Source organism: Pedobacter psychrophilus (genome assembly GCF_001652725.1).
GTDB lineage: Bacteria > Bacteroidota > Bacteroidia > Sphingobacteriales > Sphingobacteriaceae > Pseudopedobacter > Pseudopedobacter psychrophilus.
In genome coordinates, this window is the sequence record NZ_LWHJ01000028.1 from 1 (window position 1) to 18803 (window position 18803).

The 18803-nt window shown below is 32.8% G+C and carries 15 protein-coding genes; 8 read left to right on the forward strand and 7 right to left on the reverse strand.

Annotated elements, in window-relative coordinates:
- The 3 genes from A5893_RS10695 to uxaC form a co-directional block, all read left to right on the forward strand.
- The coding region (locus tag A5893_RS10695) for a tagaturonate reductase (protein WP_068820563.1) at positions 1-1074 on the forward strand (1074 nt) is incomplete at its 5' end.
- A 6-nt stretch (positions 1075-1080) separates the two neighbouring features.
- A complete protein-coding gene (locus A5893_RS10700; protein WP_068822571.1) occupies positions 1081-2730 on the forward strand; it encodes a UxaA family hydrolase in 1650 nt (549 codons plus the stop codon).
- A gap of 186 nt (positions 2731-2916) precedes the next feature.
- Positions 2917-4326, forward strand: coding sequence for a glucuronate isomerase (gene uxaC, locus A5893_RS10705; protein WP_068822572.1), 1410 nt, complete (start codon positions 2917-2919; stop codon positions 4324-4326).
- A 112-nt stretch (positions 4327-4438) separates the two neighbouring features.
- On the opposite strand, the gene A5893_RS10710 is transcribed toward uxaC, so the two are convergent.
- The 3 genes from A5893_RS10710 to A5893_RS10720 all read right to left on the reverse strand — a co-directional run bounded on the left by A5893_RS10710 (position 4439) and on the right by A5893_RS10720 (position 11235).
- On the reverse strand, positions 4439-6610 hold the full coding sequence (locus A5893_RS10710; protein WP_068822573.1) for an ATP-binding protein: 2172 nt from the start codon (positions 6608-6610) through the stop codon (positions 4439-4441).
- Between the two features lie 263 nt (positions 6611-6873).
- Positions 6874-8178 (reverse strand): amidohydrolase family protein, encoded by a 1305-nt coding sequence (locus A5893_RS10715; protein ID WP_068822574.1) that lies wholly within the window; start codon positions 8176-8178, stop codon positions 6874-6876.
- A 21-nt stretch (positions 8179-8199) separates the two neighbouring features.
- Entirely contained in the window at positions 8200-11235 is a 3036-nt protein-coding gene (locus A5893_RS10720) for an amidohydrolase family protein (RefSeq protein WP_068822575.1), read from the reverse strand.
- 257 nt (positions 11236-11492) lie between these two features.
- Between A5893_RS10720 and A5893_RS10725 the strand changes: the two genes are divergently transcribed.
- The 5 genes from A5893_RS10725 (at position 11493) to trpC (ending at position 16263) form a co-directional block, all read left to right on the forward strand.
- On the forward strand, positions 11493-12587 hold the full coding sequence (locus tag A5893_RS10725) for a serine hydrolase domain-containing protein (protein ID WP_068822576.1): 1095 nt from the start codon (positions 11493-11495) through the stop codon (positions 12585-12587).
- Positions 12588-12636: 49 nt separating this feature from the next.
- Positions 12637-13065 carry a cytochrome B gene (locus A5893_RS10730; protein WP_068822577.1) on the forward strand — a complete coding sequence of 143 codons (429 nt, stop codon included), beginning with the start codon at positions 12637-12639 and terminating at the stop codon, positions 13063-13065.
- A 231-nt stretch (positions 13066-13296) separates the two neighbouring features.
- The gene (locus tag A5893_RS10735) at positions 13297-14709 is read left to right on the forward strand and encodes an anthranilate synthase component I family protein (protein WP_068822578.1); all 1413 of its coding nucleotides are present in this window, start codon (positions 13297-13299) and stop codon (positions 14707-14709) included.
- 87 nt (positions 14710-14796) lie between these two features.
- Complete coding sequence (locus A5893_RS10740) at positions 14797-15363, forward strand: anthranilate synthase component II (RefSeq protein WP_068822579.1); 567 nt, start codon at positions 14797-14799, stop codon at positions 15361-15363.
- Positions 15364-15480: 117 nt separating this feature from the next.
- A complete protein-coding gene (gene trpC, locus A5893_RS10745) occupies positions 15481-16263 on the forward strand; it encodes an indole-3-glycerol phosphate synthase TrpC (RefSeq protein WP_068822580.1) in 783 nt (260 codons plus the stop codon).
- Here trpC and A5893_RS10750 read toward each other — a convergent pair.
- From A5893_RS10750 to A5893_RS10765, 4 genes are all read right to left on the reverse strand, one after another.
- Entirely contained in the window at positions 16260-16562 is a 303-nt protein-coding gene (locus A5893_RS10750) for a type II toxin-antitoxin system RelE/ParE family toxin (RefSeq protein ID WP_068822581.1), read from the reverse strand. The genes trpC and A5893_RS10750 overlap by 4 nt on opposite strands.
- Positions 16547-16783, reverse strand: coding sequence for a hypothetical protein (locus tag A5893_RS10755; RefSeq protein ID WP_068822582.1), 237 nt, complete (start codon positions 16781-16783; stop codon positions 16547-16549). The genes A5893_RS10750 and A5893_RS10755 overlap by 16 nt, the downstream gene beginning before the upstream one ends.
- Before the next feature lie 54 nt (positions 16784-16837).
- Positions 16838-17770 (reverse strand): DUF3078 domain-containing protein, encoded by a 933-nt coding sequence (locus tag A5893_RS10760; RefSeq protein ID WP_232456843.1) that lies wholly within the window; start codon positions 17768-17770, stop codon positions 16838-16840.
- A 178-nt stretch (positions 17771-17948) separates the two neighbouring features.
- The gene (locus A5893_RS10765; RefSeq protein ID WP_068822584.1) at positions 17949-18590 is read right to left on the reverse strand and encodes a porin family protein; all 642 of its coding nucleotides are present in this window, start codon (positions 18588-18590) and stop codon (positions 17949-17951) included.
- Positions 18591-18803: the final 213 nt, after the last annotated feature.

Below are 18803 nucleotides of genomic sequence, written 5' to 3' on the forward strand. Positions count from 1 at the left end.
AAATCCCAACCACCAATTTCTTTTCCGGGTAAATTACTGGCGTTGTTACACCACAGGTTTATTACTTTTAATGGTGCAAAAGATAAAGGTTTGGTAATCGTCCCTACAGAATTGATCGTGGATAATGCCACCCAATTAAAGGACATTTTACTAACCCTCTGTAAAACAAATCATCTTCCTCAAGATTTTATCACTTGGTTACATGAGAGCAATCATTTCTGCAATTCTTTGGTAGATTGTATCGTACCGGGCAAACCTGATAAAAATCAGTTAAATGAAATAAAAACCGAACTTGGTTATGATGATGAACTATTAATCATGTCGGAAGTATATCGACTTTGGGCAATTGAGGGAAATGAAATAGTTAAAGAAAAACTTTCTTTCGCACAAGTGGATAGCGGTGTAATTATTACGCCAGATATTAACCTTCACCGAGAACTAAAATTAAGATTGTTAAACGGAACACATACCTTAAGCTGCGGATTAGCCTTTTTGTCAGGATTTGATACTGTTAAATCTGCTATGGATAATGAAGACATGGAAAGTTATATCCGTGATTTGATGATCAATGAAATTGCACCCGCAATACCTTATGAGATATCAAAAGAACAAAAGGACACTTTTGCTACAAACGTATTGGATAGATTTAGAAATCCACACATCAACCACCAATGGTTAAGCATAAGCGCTAATTATACATCAAAACTAGAGATGCGGGTTGTGCCTATTTTACAGAATTACTTTAAGCTATACCACAACGTTCCAGATTTTATTGCCTTAGGTTTTGCTGCTTACATCAGGTTTATGAAACCTTTCAATACAAAAAATAATAAATATTTCGGTAAAATTAATAATCAGGAATATTTGATAAACGACAGCAAAGCAGCTTGTTTAAGTAAGCTTTGGAGTAATAAACCTAAAGAAATTGTAAATGCTATACTTAGCGATGACACACTTTGGGGAGCAGATTTGACAACTTTGCCTAGTTTTGAAGAAGCTGTAAATAATTACCTAAAACTGATGGAAAATCAGGTATCCATAAAACAACTCATGATCAAAGAAAGCGTTAATTAACAGAAGATGGATAGAGTTTTAAAGGTACATCCAAAGGATAACTTGTTGGTTGCGTTGACCGATCTTTTTAAAGGAGAGATCATTATCTATGAAAATGAAAAGATAACATTGTTGGATGATGTAAAGGCCAAACATAAATTTTTAACAACCGATTTAAACATTGGCGAAGAATTATTGATGTACGGGGTTTTGGTTGGGAAGGCGCAAATTGATCTAAAAGCGGGCAACATTATCAATACCAATAATGTTAGGCATGCGGCAAACCCATTTGAGGTTGGTGAGAGAAAATTAGCATGGGACAGACCGGATGTGAGCAAATGGAAAAACACAACATTTAATGGTTTTCACCGAGCGGATGGCAGCGTAGGAACTGCAAACTATTGGCTAGTAATCCCGATGGTGTTTTGTGAGAACAGAAATTTGGAGGTTTTACAGGAAGCATTGGTTACCCCATTAGGATATGGTAGAAAGAAAGCTTATCAAAACCAAGCTTTAAAGTTGATTGATCTTTATAAATCTGGAGCAGATAAAAACTCCATTTTAAATGCAGATATCTTTATAGAGGAACAACCTGAAAAAAGCAAAAGACTTTTTCCTAATGTAGATGGGATTAAGTTTTTAAATCATGATGGTGGTTGCGGTGGAACTAGGGACGACGCACAAGCTTTGTGTGCTTTATTAGCAGGATATATCACTAATCCTAATTGTGCCGGAGCAACGGTATTGAGTTTGGGCTGCCAAAACGCTCAAGTTCCTATTTTGGAAGAAGAGATTAAAAAGAGGGATGCAAATTTTAGTAAGCCACTTTATATTTTAGATCAGCAAAAAGTAGGTACCGAAGCAGATTTATTGGCCTTGGCCATTAAACAGACCTTTGCAGGATTGATGGAAGCCAATCAACAAGAAAGAAAACCCGCACCATTAAGTAATATTACCATTGGCTTAGAGTGCGGCGGATCGGATGGTTTTTCTGGTATTTCTGCTAACCCAGCAATTGGTTATACATCTGATTTGTTAGTTGCCTTGGGTGGTAAAGTGATTTTGGCAGAATTTCCAGAGCTTTGTGGAGTTGAGCAAAATATCAGCGATAGATGTGTTACCATAGAGGAAGCCAATCGTTTTTCATCTCTAATGAAAACTTATGCTGCAAAAGCGGTTGCGGCCGGTTCTGGTTTCGATATGAATCCTTCTCCTGGTAATATTAAAGATGGTTTAATTACAGATGCCATTAAATCTGCGGGAGCAGCAAAAAAAGGAGGTACTTCTCCGGTTGTTGCAATTTTAGATTACCCAGAAATGGTGACAAAACCAGGACTGAATCTTTTATGTACACCGGGAAATGATGTAGAATCTACCACAGCAGAAGTTGGTTCAGGAGCGAACGTTGTTTTATTTACAACCGGGCTTGGTACCCCAACAGGAAATCCGATTACGCCGGTTATAAAAATTGCGAGTAACACTACGCTTTTTAATAAAATGAGTGATATTATGGATGTAAACACAGGAACTATCATTGATGACGGAGAAACCATTTATGAGGCAGGTGAGCGTATTTTAGACTATGTGATTAAAGTAGCAAGCGGAGAAATAGAAGTAAGCGCAGTAAGACATGGTCAAGATGATTTTATCCCTTGGAAAAGAGGAGTTTCATTATAAAATTTAATTATTTGAATTAAAATTAATTGATTTTATAGGTGCGTTAACGATTGGAGCGGCATCCTTTTTGGCTTTTTCTGCCAAAAAGATATAGCGAAAAGCGTGTTAAAACGCCCAAATTATATTTCATGTTTTACTTCTAAATGCTATCATAATTAAAGAAATTACAACGAACAAAAAATAAATATGAAAAACGGAGCAGTTATTCCAGAAGATTTTCTTTTATATAGTAATAAGGCAAAAGTACTTTACCATGATTATGCTAAAGATATGCCCATTATCGATTACCATAATCACTTGCCTCCACAAGAAATAGCAGAAGCAAAAAAGTTTAACAATTTAACAGAAATTTGGTTAAAGGGTGATCATTACAAATGGAGAGCCATGCGTACTTTGGGTGTAAATGAACATTTTATTACTGGAGATGCATCCGACGAGGAAAAATTTATGGCTTGGGCAAAAGTTGTTCCGGCAACAGTGAGAAATCCACTTTTTCATTGGAGTCACATGGAACTTAAAAATCCATTTGGGATTAATGAGTATCTAAATGAAGATTCTGCAAAAGAAATTTATCAGCATTGTAATCAATTATTAGCTCAAGATGATTTTTCTACACAAGGCTTATTAAAAAAGTTTAATGTGAAAATGGTGGGAACAACTGATGATCCTTCTGATAGTTTAGAACATCACAATACATTGATGAATAGCGATTTTGAGGTAAAAGTTAAACCTTCTTTTCGTCCGGATAAATCATTAATGATAACAGATGATATAAATTCTTATAGAGAATATATCAAAAAATTAGGTGCTGCTGCAAATATCGAAATTACTGATGTAACAAGTTTAATTTCGGCTTTAAAAAACAGAATTGAATATTTTGCAGCACATGGAGCGTCAATCTCTGACCACGGATTAAATACAATTCCTAACAAGCTGACTTTAACTGAAGCTCAAAAATCAGAATACGTCAAACTTTTAAAAGGGGAGATAGATTCGTTTTCTGATACCGATGCTTTTGCGGGTTATGTTTTAACAGAAGTTTGCAAAATTTACCATGAGAAAGGTTGGGTCCAACAATTCCATTTAGGTGCAATTAGAAATAATAACCATGGGATGATGCGCAAATTAGGTCCAGATACCGGTTATGATTCTATTGGCGATTATGCTCAAGCAAAAAGTTTATCCAATTTTTTAGGAAACTTAAGTTTGGATGATCAATTGGCAAAAACAATTATTTATAACCTTAACGGTGCTGATAACGATGCTTTTGCGGCTATGACCAGTAATTTTGCAGATGGTAAAACGATAGGTAAAGTACAATTTGGATCTGGTTGGTGGTTTAACGATCAAAAAAATGGAATGGAAAGTCAGCTGAATTCGCTTTCTAATATGGGTGTTTTAAGCACTTTTGTTGGGATGTTAACAGACTCTAGAAGTTTCCTTTCTTTCCCTCGTCATGAGTATTTTAGAAGAATACTTTGTAACTTATTGGGTAGTGAAATGGAAAACGGACAAATACCAGATGATGAAAAATGGATTGGTAAAATTGTTCAGGATATTTGTTATAATAACGCTAAAGCCTATTTTGGGTTGTAAATCAATTTAAATTTCACAAAAAAGCCAGCAAATTTTTGCTGGCTTTTTTTATGAGATTCTAGCAGACTTCTTTTGCAGATACTCTGCGTTATTATTAAGCATAATTAATAAATTATAATGCAGGTTGTTGTATATTAATGTTTAACAAAGTTTGATAAAGTGTATGTTCTTGAAAAGGTTTAAGGATATGACCATTCATACCCACGGCTATATAACCAGCTAATTCCTCCGAGATTGCATTGGCAGTGACAGCATAAATAGGAATGTTTGCTTTATCAGAATTTCTGTTATTTCTAATTTTTTTAGTCAACTCCACACCATTCATTACCGGCATTTGAATATCAGTTAATATAGCATCGTAATCATTATCCTCAAAAAGCTGATAGGCAATTTCTCCGTTTGCGGCATCGTCACAAGTAATGCTCCATTTCTTTAATACAAGCGTCAATAGCTTAATATTTAATAAATTATCATCAACTATTAACAACTTTTTAACACCTAATTCTATTGAATTTTTATTTTTAAAAGCGGAGATCTTTTTATCATCAAAATTATCTGCATTATAAATCACGGGATTATCTGCAGCAGCAAAAGGAATATTTACAATAAATTTTGATCCTTTACCAAACTCACTCTCTACTTTTATGGTTCCGTTTTGGGCTTCGATTATTTTCTTAGTGATACTTAGTCCTAAGCCACTTCCATCTTTTCTGTTTTCTGGATTATCATCTAACACTTGTGTAAATTCATCAAATAAAACAACAATATTCTGTTTCGAAATCCCAACTCCAGAATCTATAATTTCTAAACAAATATTTGTAGTGTCAACTAATTTACAGTTTACAGTTATTGAGCCAGTACTGGTAAATTTAATAGCATTGTTTAAAAGGTTTACAAGTATTTGTTTAAAACGGTATTCGTCACCTTTTATAACGATATCATCTTCATGAAAGAAATTAGCTGTCAAATCAAGCTTTTTACTTTCTGCTAAAACTTTTAAGGCTTTAACTACATCTTCGATAGCTTTTTTAGGATAAAAATTAGTGCAATTAAGATTTAATTTTCCGGATTCTAATTTTGTTAAATCTAAAACATCGTTAACCAAAGAAAGTAACATTTGAGAAGATTCTGTTATGGCGCCTATATAAGAATTTTGTTCTTCTTTATTAGGATTGTTTGCCAATTGCGAAGAAAAGCCAATAATAGAATTAAGAGGCGTTCTTATTTCATGGCTAAGATGTGCCAAATAATCTCTTTTTAAGTGAGTTTGCTTAACTGCTTCATTTTTTGCTTTAATAAGATCATGCTCATAAGTATATAAACGCCAAATATTAAATAATATAATTATCGCCAAACCTAAAGCTAAAAGTAAAACTATCCGTGTATCACTATTTAATGATTTTAGGCTGATTGTTGCATTTGTTCTTGATTTGCCCGCATTAGCAATACTTATATTATATTCCTGTGTTTTTAAATCTTTAAGGATGGTTAAAAGCTCGGCCAACAAACTCATATTTGAGGCAATAATCATGTTTTCTCGGGTTTTAACCAAGTTTTGAATAGCAATGAGTTTCTTAATGCTTTGCTTAAAAAGGTTGTTCATCTTAAGAAGCGATAAACTATCTTGCATAATTTTAGTGTTCTGTACCAAGTTGTTATTCTTTGTAATAATGGTATCAGAAGTGGATGTGCTTTTATTTGCTAATGCGGCACCAATACGTTTAAAAAGGCCCTTTTTAGGCGTATTATTTAATTGTACTGCAGTATCTGCATTTTGCGATAAGATTGATTGTATATCGGTTATTTTAAATGGTTTAAAATATATAGTCTGATTTTGGTCTATTTCGCTTAATTTATCGGTGGCTAATAGTAAAGAGTCATTAATGGCTTTAAGCCTGATGTATATATCGGTATTTCTTTTTTTAACCTCCAGTATAGATTTAAGGTTTTTTGAGTCACTTAATTTTTGTTGATGAAATTTCTGAAGGCTATCGAGTTTGTTTCCTAATAATAAAAGTTGCGATTTATATTCTTGAAAATAAAAAGGATTTCGTGTGTTTACATACAACCGAAACGTATTTTCTATATTAAATAAATGCTCAACACTTGTGTTTATATCATTAATTGCTAAACTGTTATCGCTTAATTGATTAATAGATTGGTTAAGGTTATTTAAAACCTCTTTTCTATGCATAGCCAAATAAACTAATTGCACCAAAACAAAAGTAAATACTGCAATTAATATGTATCGATAGTTAATCGTCTTATTTCCTTTGTTAGCCATTTATTTTAATTAAGCAATTCAAAGATATTAATTTTACTTTAAGCTTAATTACTTAATTAAATTGTAAGTTTTATTGAGGATTTGTGTTCTAAAAGAACAAAATTTCTTTTTAAAGAGTTTGGTTAGGATTCTACTAAAATTAGTCATAACAAATATCAAAAAAAACTCCCTGAAAACTTAATTTCAGAGAGATGCTTTTCCTAGTGGAAAAGATTTACGAAGTTTTTAAAACTTCGTAAATCTATCTGTTAAATAGTAAATTACTAATCCGCCTTAATCCCATATTTATCAGCGTATTTTTTATACAATTGTTTTTGAACGTTGTTTAAATCAATCATTCTGCCTTGTATAAAAGCACCTTCAATATTATTGGTTCTCATATCCAAGGCATCACCTGTAGAGATGATGATGTTGGCATCTTTCCCAACTTCTAATGTTCCAGTTCTATCATCAATCCCCAAGATTTTAGCGGTATTAGAAGTGATGGTTGCCAAAGCTTCTTCTTTCGTAAGACCATAAGCCGCGGTTGTACCTGCCATAAATGGAAGGTTGCGTTGTTGCCAATAACCATCAATACTCATGGCAATAAGCAAACCTGCGTCATGTAAAATCTTGGCGTTTTTATACGGAAGATAAACATCATCATCTGTATTATCTGGTAACGATTGACTTTTGTACATGATAATTGGCACATTGTGCTCTTTCAAAAATGTGGTGATATCCACCGCTTCTTCTGCTCCCACCAAAACTGGAGTAATTCCAAAATCTTCGAAAAATTTAACCGCAACAATGATGTCTTTTTGCTTGCTTACGTTTACAAAAGCCTTTTTTGTGCCGTTAAACAAACCTTTCATCGCTTCAAAACGCTCGTTGATAATTGTTGGGTTTTGTTCTGAATAAGCTTTTGCCTGAGCAAAATAAGTTTTGATTTCGGCAATTTGGTTTTGATAACGCTCTTTTTGTTGTTCTTCTGATAAAGTTGGACCACCAAATCGTCTACCTCCTCCACCAGCTCTTGATGTTGGCCAATTAAAATGAATACCCATATCTGCTTTGTAAGCAGCATCTTCCCAGTTCCAGGCATCTAATTGTACAATTGATGAAGTGCCAGAAACTAAACCTCCCTGCGGTGTTGGTTGTGAAAGCAGCGTTCCGTTAGACCTCACTGTTGGAATGATACGAGAATCTGTATTATAAGCAACTAAAGAACGTACATGAGGATTGATACTTCCTGTTTCGGCATCATCTCTTGTAGCTCTTACAGATTCTACTTCTACCAAACCCATGTCATTTACTGGAGCTATAAAACCCGGATAAATTTGTTTTCCCTGGGCTTGTACTACCATAATACCTTGAGGTTGAGAATTTCCTTCTTTTACTTCGGTAATTTTTCCGTTAGAAAAAATGATGGTACCGTTTTCTATCACCTTACCGTTTCCGATATGAATGGTGCCACCAACAATAGCAATAGTTTGGTTTTGAGGCTTTGCCGGAGATATAGTTGCTTGGGCAAAAACTGTTGTGGTTGCAATGCTCAAGAAAATAAATTGATAAATAAATTTTTTCATAATCTTTATTCTAAATGACGATTAATTACTTGAGTTAGCTTTTGTCTGATAATCTTCTTCAATGGTATCGCAAGTATCTAAACTTGGTCTTGTAAATGTTGGACGTTGTGTTCTACTACCTCCGTTTTTAGAATCTATCATTTTCTGAATTAATCTGCCTTCTTCCTTTTTTAAGTCGCTTTGTTTTTGGGCGTCTTTATCTAAATCCCAATAATTTACACCGTCTACAAATGTTTTTTCGGCTTTAGCATAAACCGATAATGGATTATCAGACCAAAGTACCACATCGGCATCTTTTCCAGCTTTTAAACTTCCTACTTTATTATCTATATGAAGCATTTTTGCAGGATTAAGGGTAACAAATTTGAAAGCTTCTTCTTCGCTCACTTTACCATATTTTACTGCTTTGCCAGCTTCTTGATTTAATCTTCTAGCCATTTCAGCATCATCAGAATTAAAGGCCACTAAAACACCAGCATCATGCATTAACTTTCCGTTATAAGGAATGGCATCCCAAACTTCCATTTTATAAGCCCACCAATCAGAAAATGTAGAACCCGCAATTCCTCTTGCCGCCATTTTATCAGCAACTTTATAACCCTCTAATATATGTGTGAAAGTATTGATTTTGAAACCCATGGTATCAGCAACATGCATCAACATATTGATTTCTGATTGTACGTAAGAGTGACAAGTAATATGGCGAGTATCGTTTAAAATTTCTACCAAGGCGTCTAGTTCTAAATCTTTTCTTGGTGCCGTTAAACCTGATTTATTTTTTGCTGAATTATAACTAGCCCATGCTGCTTTATATTCTTTTGCTCTGGTAAATGCATCAACATAAACTTGTTCAACACCCATACGGGTTTGTGGAAAGCGAATGCTATTAAAATCTCCAGCGTTACTTTGTTTTACGTTTTCTCCTAATGCAAACTTGATAAAACCTTCCCATCCAGCAAACTTCATTTCTTCTGGTGTTTGTCCCCATCTTAGTTTAATGAGTTGGGTTTGGCCACCAATTGGATTTGCAGAACCATGTAAAATATGAGAAGTTGTTACACCACCCGCCAATTGGCGATAAATGTCTATATCCTCTGCATCAATTACATCCCCAATTCTTACTTCAGAAGTTACAGCTTGTGTACCTTCATTAATTCCTCTACTTGCCGCGATGTGAGAATGCTCATCAATAATCCCAGGAGTAAGGTGTTTTCCGGTTGCATCAATCACTTTCGCATTGCCGGCAGATAGATTTTTCCCTATGCTCTTTATCTTTCCGTTTTCTATCAAAACATCGGTATTTGTTAAAATACCTTCTTTCTCATTTGTCCAAACGGTAGCATTTTTAAACAAAACAGTTTCTTGTTTTGGTACTTCTTTATTTCCAAAAGCAACAAAAGGATAAACAACAGTCCCTAATTTTGGTGTAGTTTTAGCATCGTCCTTCTTTTCTTTATCCTTAAACGGTGTGGTTAAAGTAGCAGTCCATTTTCCACTAACACCATCAGCGGTTATTGCGTCTCCTTTAAATGTAATAGGATTGGTTTTATCCAAGTAGCCTGATAAACGAATATCCCCGGTTGGGTTTTTCTTAAGGTTGAAAAATGCATTGATCAAATCACCATTTCTACCCAAAGTTCCTTTCACTTTCACGCTATCTGTTCCGGTACGTTCAATGTTTAAATCATAAGCACCAACTGTTCCTCCAACTTTCATGGTCATGGCGCCAATGCCGGCTATAACTAAATTATAATCCCCCCGAAGATCTTTTACATCCATTTGGGCCACAATATTTCTTTGTCCTTGTACCCAATTTTCAAAAATGATATTTCCTTTTTTGAATAAAGAATCGGAAGTGATTAAAAAATTAGCTTCTTTTCCTTTAGATAAAGTACCAACCATACCATCAATTCCTAGCATTTTAGCTGGCGCCTCAGTTAAAGATTTTAATGCTTGTTTAACGCTTAAACCGTTATCAATTGCAATTCTTATATTGGTCCAAAAATCTTTTGCGCTTTCTAAATCTGCAGCGGTAATAGCGAAATCAACACCTGCTTTTTCCATTACAGCAGGATTGGTTGGTGCCAATTCCCAGTTTTTCATTTGGGCATAAGTAACACTTTTTGCATCTGCAGGATCTTCTACATCAAAAGCTTTAGGAAAATTTAATGGGATTATATATTTAGCCCCGGTTGCTTTGATATCCGCAATTCTTTGATATTCATCGCCGCCAGATTTAAAGATGTATTTTTTATCAAATTCATTGGCAATTTTATTTGCCCTTAAAATATCTTCCCAGTTACCAACTTCAAATATTTGGGGTAAACTTTGTTGTTGATTAAACTCATCTAAAGAGATATTATATTCTTTGTTTTGGCTTTTATACCATTGTGCATCTAAATAAGTTTGTCTAATTAAGGCAATGGCGCCCATTAATGAAGCTGGATAATTTGTTTTTGCATTTCCCTTATTAAACGAATAATTTGCAGCAGTTTGTCCTTTTAAAATCACCAAGTTTGGGCTTTCAGTTGCTAAAGTAACGGCTACAGAAGTTCCACGAGCAATACCATCTTTAATTATTGTATTTACAGTTCCAAATCCGCTTTTCTTTAAGTCTTCTGCTTTTTTTGCATCGATATTAAAAATGGTATTTGCATGCATTTCTGGTCTTATAGCTTCATTCCAGTTATAAGCGCCTTCTTTTGTAGAAGTGAAAACAGGTGCGCTTCTAAAGCTAAAACTTTGACGCGGAGCTTCTGGCAAACCATAGCTAGAAAAAGCATCTATTAAAGATGGATAAATAAATTTTCCTTTTAAATCTACCACTACATAACCTTTAGGTATGGCTAAGCCTGATCCAACATTTTCTATTTTATTGTTTTTTATCAATAAAACACCATTTAAAATGGTTTGATCTGCATTAACAACAATGGTTGCATTGATAAAGGCAAACTGTCCGGTTCTAAAATCTGCCGAACCGTTTACGGGATAAGTTTCCTGAGCTTTTAGAAAGGAAGCAAATCCTAAAAGAAAGAATAAGAGTAATAATTTTTTCATACAAAGGGGTTTAATCTTTAAATCTAAAGAGTTTTTGATAAAAAACTTAATTAAGAGTGTAATTTTTTTGTGTGTTAAAAAATCTAAAGTAAAATCAATTCCGTTATTTTGGTGAGTGTCAATTGAAATGTAATAAAAGTTTTTTGAGTGAGGTTTGAGTGGAAGCAGCTTGTAAAATTACAAGCTGCTTTTTTTATAAAAAACTATTGTAGTTTTAAACTATATGCTTAATAAGAAGTCATATACAAAAAATTTATATGAGAAAAATATTACTTCTTAGCATTTCAGCTTTTGTCTTATGTGCTTTAAGTGCTTGTAAAAAGAACAAAACAGAGGTTACCACATCAGCTTCCACAGAAATTTATTTTCCATCCTCTAATAATAAAGATTGGCAAACCATTTCTCCAAACTCATTAGGATGGGATAATTCGCAGTTAGAACAACTATACCCTTATCTAACATCTAAAAACACAAAAGCATTTATCATTTTAAAAGATGGAAAAATTGTAGTTGAAAAATACTTTGGAACCTTTACTGCTGATAGTAGCTGGTATTGGGCTTCGGCCGGAAAAACATTGACGGCTTTTATGGTGGGCATTGCACAAAAAGAAGGGATTTTAAACATCAATAATAAAACTTCAGACTATTTAGGAAATGGCTGGACAAATGCACCTTTAGCCAAAGAAAATCTAATCACAGTTCGTAATCAACTTACCATGACTACAGGTTTAGATGAAAGCCAACCTATTAAAGATTGCACTTTACCTTATTGTTTAAATTATAAAGTGGATGCTGGTACAAGATGGTATTATTTTAATTCGGGTTATACCCTTTTAGATGCTGTAATAGAAAAAGCAAGTGGTACTGATTACAATACATTTTGTAAAACCAGATTAAAAGATAAAATAGGAATGACTGGTTTATGGATAAAAAAACAGGATTCTAATAATGTTTTTTACAGCAATGCAAAAAGCATGGCTAGGTTTGGGCTGCTTTTATTAAATAAAGGTGTTTGGGATGATACGCCAATATTAAATGATCAAGATTTTTATAAAAGTCAAATTAATAGCTCCCAAAATCTAAATCCAGCATATGGTTTTTTAACTTGGTTAAACGGAAAATCTAAATATATTTTACCAGGAACTCCAATTAGCTATGATGGTGTACTTATTCCTAATGCTCCTTTAGATATGTTCTCTGCTTTAGGAAAAGATGATCAAAAAATTTATGTTGTTCCTTCTCAAAATTTGGTGATAATAAGAATGGGAGAAAGTGCTGGAGATCCTTATGATACGGTTTCTAGATTTGATAATGAACTATGGGCTCAAATAAAAAAGGTTATCAAGTTTTAAAAACCAATCATGATACAAAATATTTATATTTGCTAAAAATTAAATAAATATGTACACCGGTTTACTTCATTTACATTCATTTTTAAGATATATTGTCTTAATATTAGTTCTTTTATCTATTTTCCAAGCCGTTACAGCAGGTAATAAACCTTACACAGCCACAAATAAAAAAATAAACCTATTTGCCTTAATTTCTGCTCATACTCAATTACTGATTGGTTTAGTGTTATACTTTATTAGCCCAATGGTAGATTTCTCTCAAATGAAAAATCCTATTTACAGGTATTGGAATGTAGAACATATTACCATGATGATTTTGGCAATTGTGTTGATTACGATTGGTTATTCTAAATCTAAAAAGGCAATTGAGGCCAAAGCAAAACATAGGGCAATTTATATTTATTACACCATTGCAATTGTTTTAGTATTAGTAGCAATCCTTTCCATGCCGGCAGGTCGTCCAAAATGGAATATGTAAAAGTTTAATAAATTATTTTCTCTAAAAAATTTCAAAAGTCATTTTTCTTTATATTTTTGCCTCGCAATGAATAAAACAACAAATACAAATAAATGGTGGTGGCACAATAAAAATGTAGCTTCGGTAGCCTTATTTGTGTTTTAAAAAAGAATTTAATCCAAACCTAAACAAATACGACCCGACGCTTAACCCGTCGGGTTTTTTTATGATTTAGATTTGAAATTTATAGATATGAAAAATTTTAATTTAGATGTTTCTTTTAAAAAATTATTGGCAGATACAACTACGCCGGTAAGTATCTATTTGCGTTTACGCGATGTTTTCCCAAATAGTTTATTATTAGAAAGCTCTGATTATCACAGTCGTGAAAACAGCATGAGCTATGTTTGTTGCGAGCCAATTGCAGGTATTATCCTTGAAAACAAAAAGTTGAAAAAATCTTTCCCTGATGGTTCTAAAGAAATTATTGCAGAAGGAGACTTTATATTGAGTGATGAGGTTTATAACTTCAGAAAAAATTTTAGTACAAATGCAGATACTTCTCTAAAATTTATTGCAGATGGCCTTTTTGGCTATTTTACACATGAAGCAGTAGAATATTTTGAAGACATCAAGCTTAAAGGTGATGATGAAAACGAAAGGGAAATCCCTACTTTTCAATACCATATTTATAAATACATCATTGCGATAGACCATTTTAAAAACGAGCTTTATATTGTAAAAAATACCAGCGAGTTTGATGAAGAAGGAGATAATCTTGAAAAAATCGAATATTTAATTCAGAATAAAAACTTTCCCGAATATCATTTTAAACTTAAAGGCGAAGAAACATCAAACCTTAGTGATGGCGAATTTATGGGTTTGGTAGAGAAAATGAAGAAGCATATTTTTAGAGGAGACGTTTTTCAAATTGTTCCTTCACGGGCTTTTCAAACCTCATTTTTAGGAGATGAATTTAATGTTTACAGGGCCTTACGTTCCATTAATCCTTCTCCATATTTATTTTATTTTGATTATGGCAGCTTTAAAATTTTTGGGTCTTCGCCCGAAGCACAATTAACTATAAAAGACAGGATTGCTTCCATTTTCCCAATAGCCGGCACTTTTAAAAGATCTGGTAATGATATACAAGATAAAATTATCGCTGAAAAGCTAGAAAACGACCCAAAAGAATCTGCAGAACATGTAATGCTGGTAGATTTGGCAAGGAATGATTTAAGCCGACATTGTACAAACGTTGAAGTAAAGGCATATAAAGAAGTACAGTTTTATTCGCATTTAATTCATTTAGTTTCTAAAGTAAGTGGCGAATTAAAAGAAGGTGTAAATCCTTTTAAAATTGTTGCAGATACTTTCCCTGCAGGTACTTTAAGTGGTGCGCCAAAATATAGAGCAATGGAATTGATTGATGAATATGAGAATATAAAACGTAGTTTTTATAGCGGAGCAATTGGTTTTATGGGCTTTAATGGAGATTTTAATCACGCCATTATGATACGTTCATTTTTAAGTAAAAACAATAAATTACATTATCAGGCTGGTGCCGGAATTGTTGCAGATTCTAATCCAGAATCCGAACTAAATGAGGTAAACCATAAGATTGCAGCATTAAGAAACGCATTAAAACAAGCGGAAGAGATTTAGCTTTAAGCCGAAGGCGGAAATCTAAAAGCTACTTGTAAGTTTTGCTTGCTTTCAGCCTTAAGCATTTAGCATATAGCATACAAAAACATGAAAATACTAGTTATAGATAATTACGATTCTTTTACATACAATTTGGTGCATCTGCTAAATGAATTAGGAGAAGATGCCACCGTTTGGAGGAATGATAAATTTGAGTTAAAGGATATAGCACAATTTGATAAAATCCTGCTTTCTCCAGGGCCAGGAATTCCTTCAGAAGCGGGGTTGCTTTTAGCTGTTATTAAGGAATATGCTACAACAAAAAGTATTTTAGGGGTTTGTTTGGGTCAGCAGGCTATTGCCGAAGTTTTTGGCGGAGAACTTTATAATTTAGAACGACCTGTACACGGCACCGCTACTAAATTGGTAATCACAGATGAAAATGAATTGTTATTTAAAGGATTAAAAAGTGGGTTTGATGTTGGAAGGTATCATTCTTGGGCGGTAAAATCTGATAATTTACCCTCTGAATTATTAATTACAGCTACTGATGAAAAAGAAGTAATGATGGCTTTACGACATAAAACTTTAGATGTTAGAGGAGTGCAATTTCATCCAGAATCTATATTGACAGAATTTGGGAAAGAAATGATTGGAAATTGGCTTTTCTCTTAGCTTAAGGCAGAAGGCTTAAAGCAAAAAGCTTGTAAAATTTCAAATTCCATTTTAAAAAAACACTCCTAAAGACTTACGAAGTTTTTAAAACTTCGTAAGTCTGTAAAAAAAAATAAAATGAACATCTTAGATAAAATAGTTGCCCGTAAAAAAGAAGAGGTTGCATCGGCAAAAGCAATTAAGACAATTAAAGATTTAGAGAGAAGCCTAGGTTTTAATCGCAGAACGTATGCTTTAAAAGATTTTTTAACCGACCCTTCAAAATCCGGAATTATTGCAGAATTTAAAAGAAAATCACCTTCTAAGGGAATTATAAACGATAAACTTTCTGTTGAAGAAGTTACAAAAGGCTACTCAGCTGCAGGCGCTTCAGCTTTATCTGTATTAACAGATCATGATTTTTTTATGGGTAAGGATGATGATTTAATTGCCGCAAGAGCAGTAAATAGTATTCCTATCTTAAGAAAAGATTTCATGGTGGATGAATATCAGATTATTGAAGCCAAAGCTTTAGGTGCTGATATTATTCTGTTAATTGCCGCTTGCTTAACTCCTGAAGAAATATTAAGTTTTGCAAAATTGGCAAAGTCTTTAGGTTTAAGTACTTTATTAGAAGTTCACAACCGCGAAGAATTAGATAGAAGTTTAAATCCTTATTTAGACGTAATTGGTGTAAATAATAGAAATCTAAAAGATTTTACTGTGGATATTGAAACTTCATTATCTCTTGCTGAAATAATCCCATCAGAATTTCTAAAAATATCAGAAAGTGCCATTAGCAATCCTGAGACCATTAAAATGCTTAAAAAAGTTGGCTATAATGGATTTTTAATTGGTGAAAATTTTATGAAAACCTCAAACCCTGGTAAAGCTATGGCGGATTTTGTGAAAGAAATCTAACTGATTAATTCCTTGAGTTGTATTGGATCTTGACGACTATCCCAAAGAGAAATAATTATCAATTCCTTTTCATTAAACTTATAAATCAAAAAGTAATCTCTAACGATTTTTATTTTTATCTCTTCAATATTTGTAGACTTACCTATATAAGGATGTGTTTGAAGCAATTTAATAGAGTAATTAAATTGTTGATTTAAAATTTTACTGTAAGCTTTTGATCTAGTTTTTATAAACCAAAATTTTAAAATTTCTTTTCTATCTTGTTGAGCTTGATTAGACCAAATTATTTTTCTAGCCATTCATCAATTTCTTTATTTGCTTCAATTTCAGTCAAAAAATCTCCTTTTTTTATTTGTGTTAATGATTCATTTATCCTTTCTTTCTGATAATTATAAAATTCAAAAATAACATTGTTATTAATTTCAACCCCCAAAAGTCTATTAGCTTCTTCTAGTAATTCCAGATTTTCAGTTTTGTTAATTTTATCTATCAATTGCTTCCTTAGCTCAACGTATGTCATAATTATTAGAATTTTAAACAAGATAAGAATTTCTATAAGTAAAACCGATTGTACTTACCTCATTTTAAAAACAATTCCTAAAGCTAAATTCTGGCTATACTGAATTTGGTTACTAAAATCATCATCATAAAGACCTGTTGCACCAACGGTAACATTTATTAATCTATTTACTTTTGCAGTTAAGGTTAAATCTAATCTTTGGTCAATTCCAGTTAGTTTTTCATAAGCGGCAAATAATAAATACCTGGATTTTAAATTTAGATTTGGCATTATATCTTTATCAAAATTCGCTACAACCTGGAAAGCCAGCTCATTTCTAAACGTTTTTCCAATTGGCACACCAAAGTTTTTAGGATTATTTAGATAAAGCGTAGTATCTAATAAAAAAGTTTGTCGGGCGGTTCCGGTTCCTAAACGCAAACTAAAGTATTTTACTGGTTTATATTCAAAACCTACAGATTCTGTTAAATATCCTGGAGCCATAAATTTTGAAATCAAGCTTCTCACTTCATTTCCCTGAGCATCTTTAGAATAAGTATATCCCGCATCAAACTGAGATTCAAAACTTACTGAACCAAAAAAACTCCAATTTTTAGAAAGTTTTACAGCAGCTTTGTTATCAAAAAACATTCTGTCGTTTGTTTTTCTTTCTAACTGACCTTCATTTTTGAGCTTTCCATACTGTAAAAGCACTTCAGATGTATAGTTGATATCATTTTTATTATACTCTGCTTTGTAATTTAAAACAGTTCCCAAAGCAACTGAGTTTACACCTCCCGAACTCCAGTTATCACTAAATGCAGCTTGATTAAGATTAATACCAAAACTTAAGTTAGTTTTCCAATAATTAACTTTAGAGTTAAGATTACTAATAGGTAGATTTCTAGTGTAAATAAAAAATATAGTTGGGCGTGTTGGAAATGGATTTTTTTTTGGTTGAATGGTCTTTGCTTCAATACTATCCACCCTATAAGTCTGTGCCTTCAATGATGAGCAATAAAAAAGAACCATAGTTATGAAAAGAAATCTACTACGTATTATTTTCTTCATAGCGCAAAGAAAACCATTTCATTAAGATTTTAAAAATCTAATCGCTTTTAAAACGATTAATTATAAAAAAAAGGCTACCAGTTATGATAGCCTTTTTAAATATTTACTGAGTATACTAGAATTTATATCCAATTGTTAAAGAGAATCCACTATTCTTAATATCTTCAAAAGCAGGATCATCATTAGAACTAGATTTCTGAAAATCACTCATATATCTTCCAGAAATATTAACATTTGGAGTTATATCATACCCTAAACCTATTAAACCACCAGCTATGGTTTTTTCAATATCTTTAGAATCTGTACTTTCATCAATATTTTGTCCGTTAACAAAAGTTTTGGTTTTCTGATTTAGAAAAAAAGATACTTGAGGTCCAGCAAATAAGTTAATACCCGGTGCAAATTTGTAATTAAATGCTACTGGCACATCTAAATAATTTATTCTTTGTTCTAATTTACCAGTAGTACCTGCAATTGTACCTTCTACATCGGCACCCTTTTGAGAATAATTTACTTCTGGGACAAAGGAAAAGTTTCCTCCCAATGGGATTTGAGCAAATAAACCTGCGGTTAAACCAAATTTATGGTTATAATCAAATTCTTGATTCCCTGATTTTAAAACCCCTAATGTGGTTAAATTACCTCCTGCTTTAATCCCAAACCTAACATTTTCAGTTGTTGATGCTGCACTTTGAGCTTTTAAGATTCCCGATAATCCTAGACTAATCGCAAAAATCATTATAAATTTTTTTTTCATCTTTTTAATATTAAGGTTTCATTTTAAGTTTAAACTTCTCTTCATGTTAAAAAATCATGCCATTAATAGGTGTTTAAACGCTTAAAACCTAATTAATAATATATTTTTAGCTCCATATTGACCTTAGCTCTTTCTAAAAATGAAATGAGAATAGCGTATCAATCACTTTTTAAAAAGATAAAATTTTGTCCATATAATTTTCTATTACGTAAT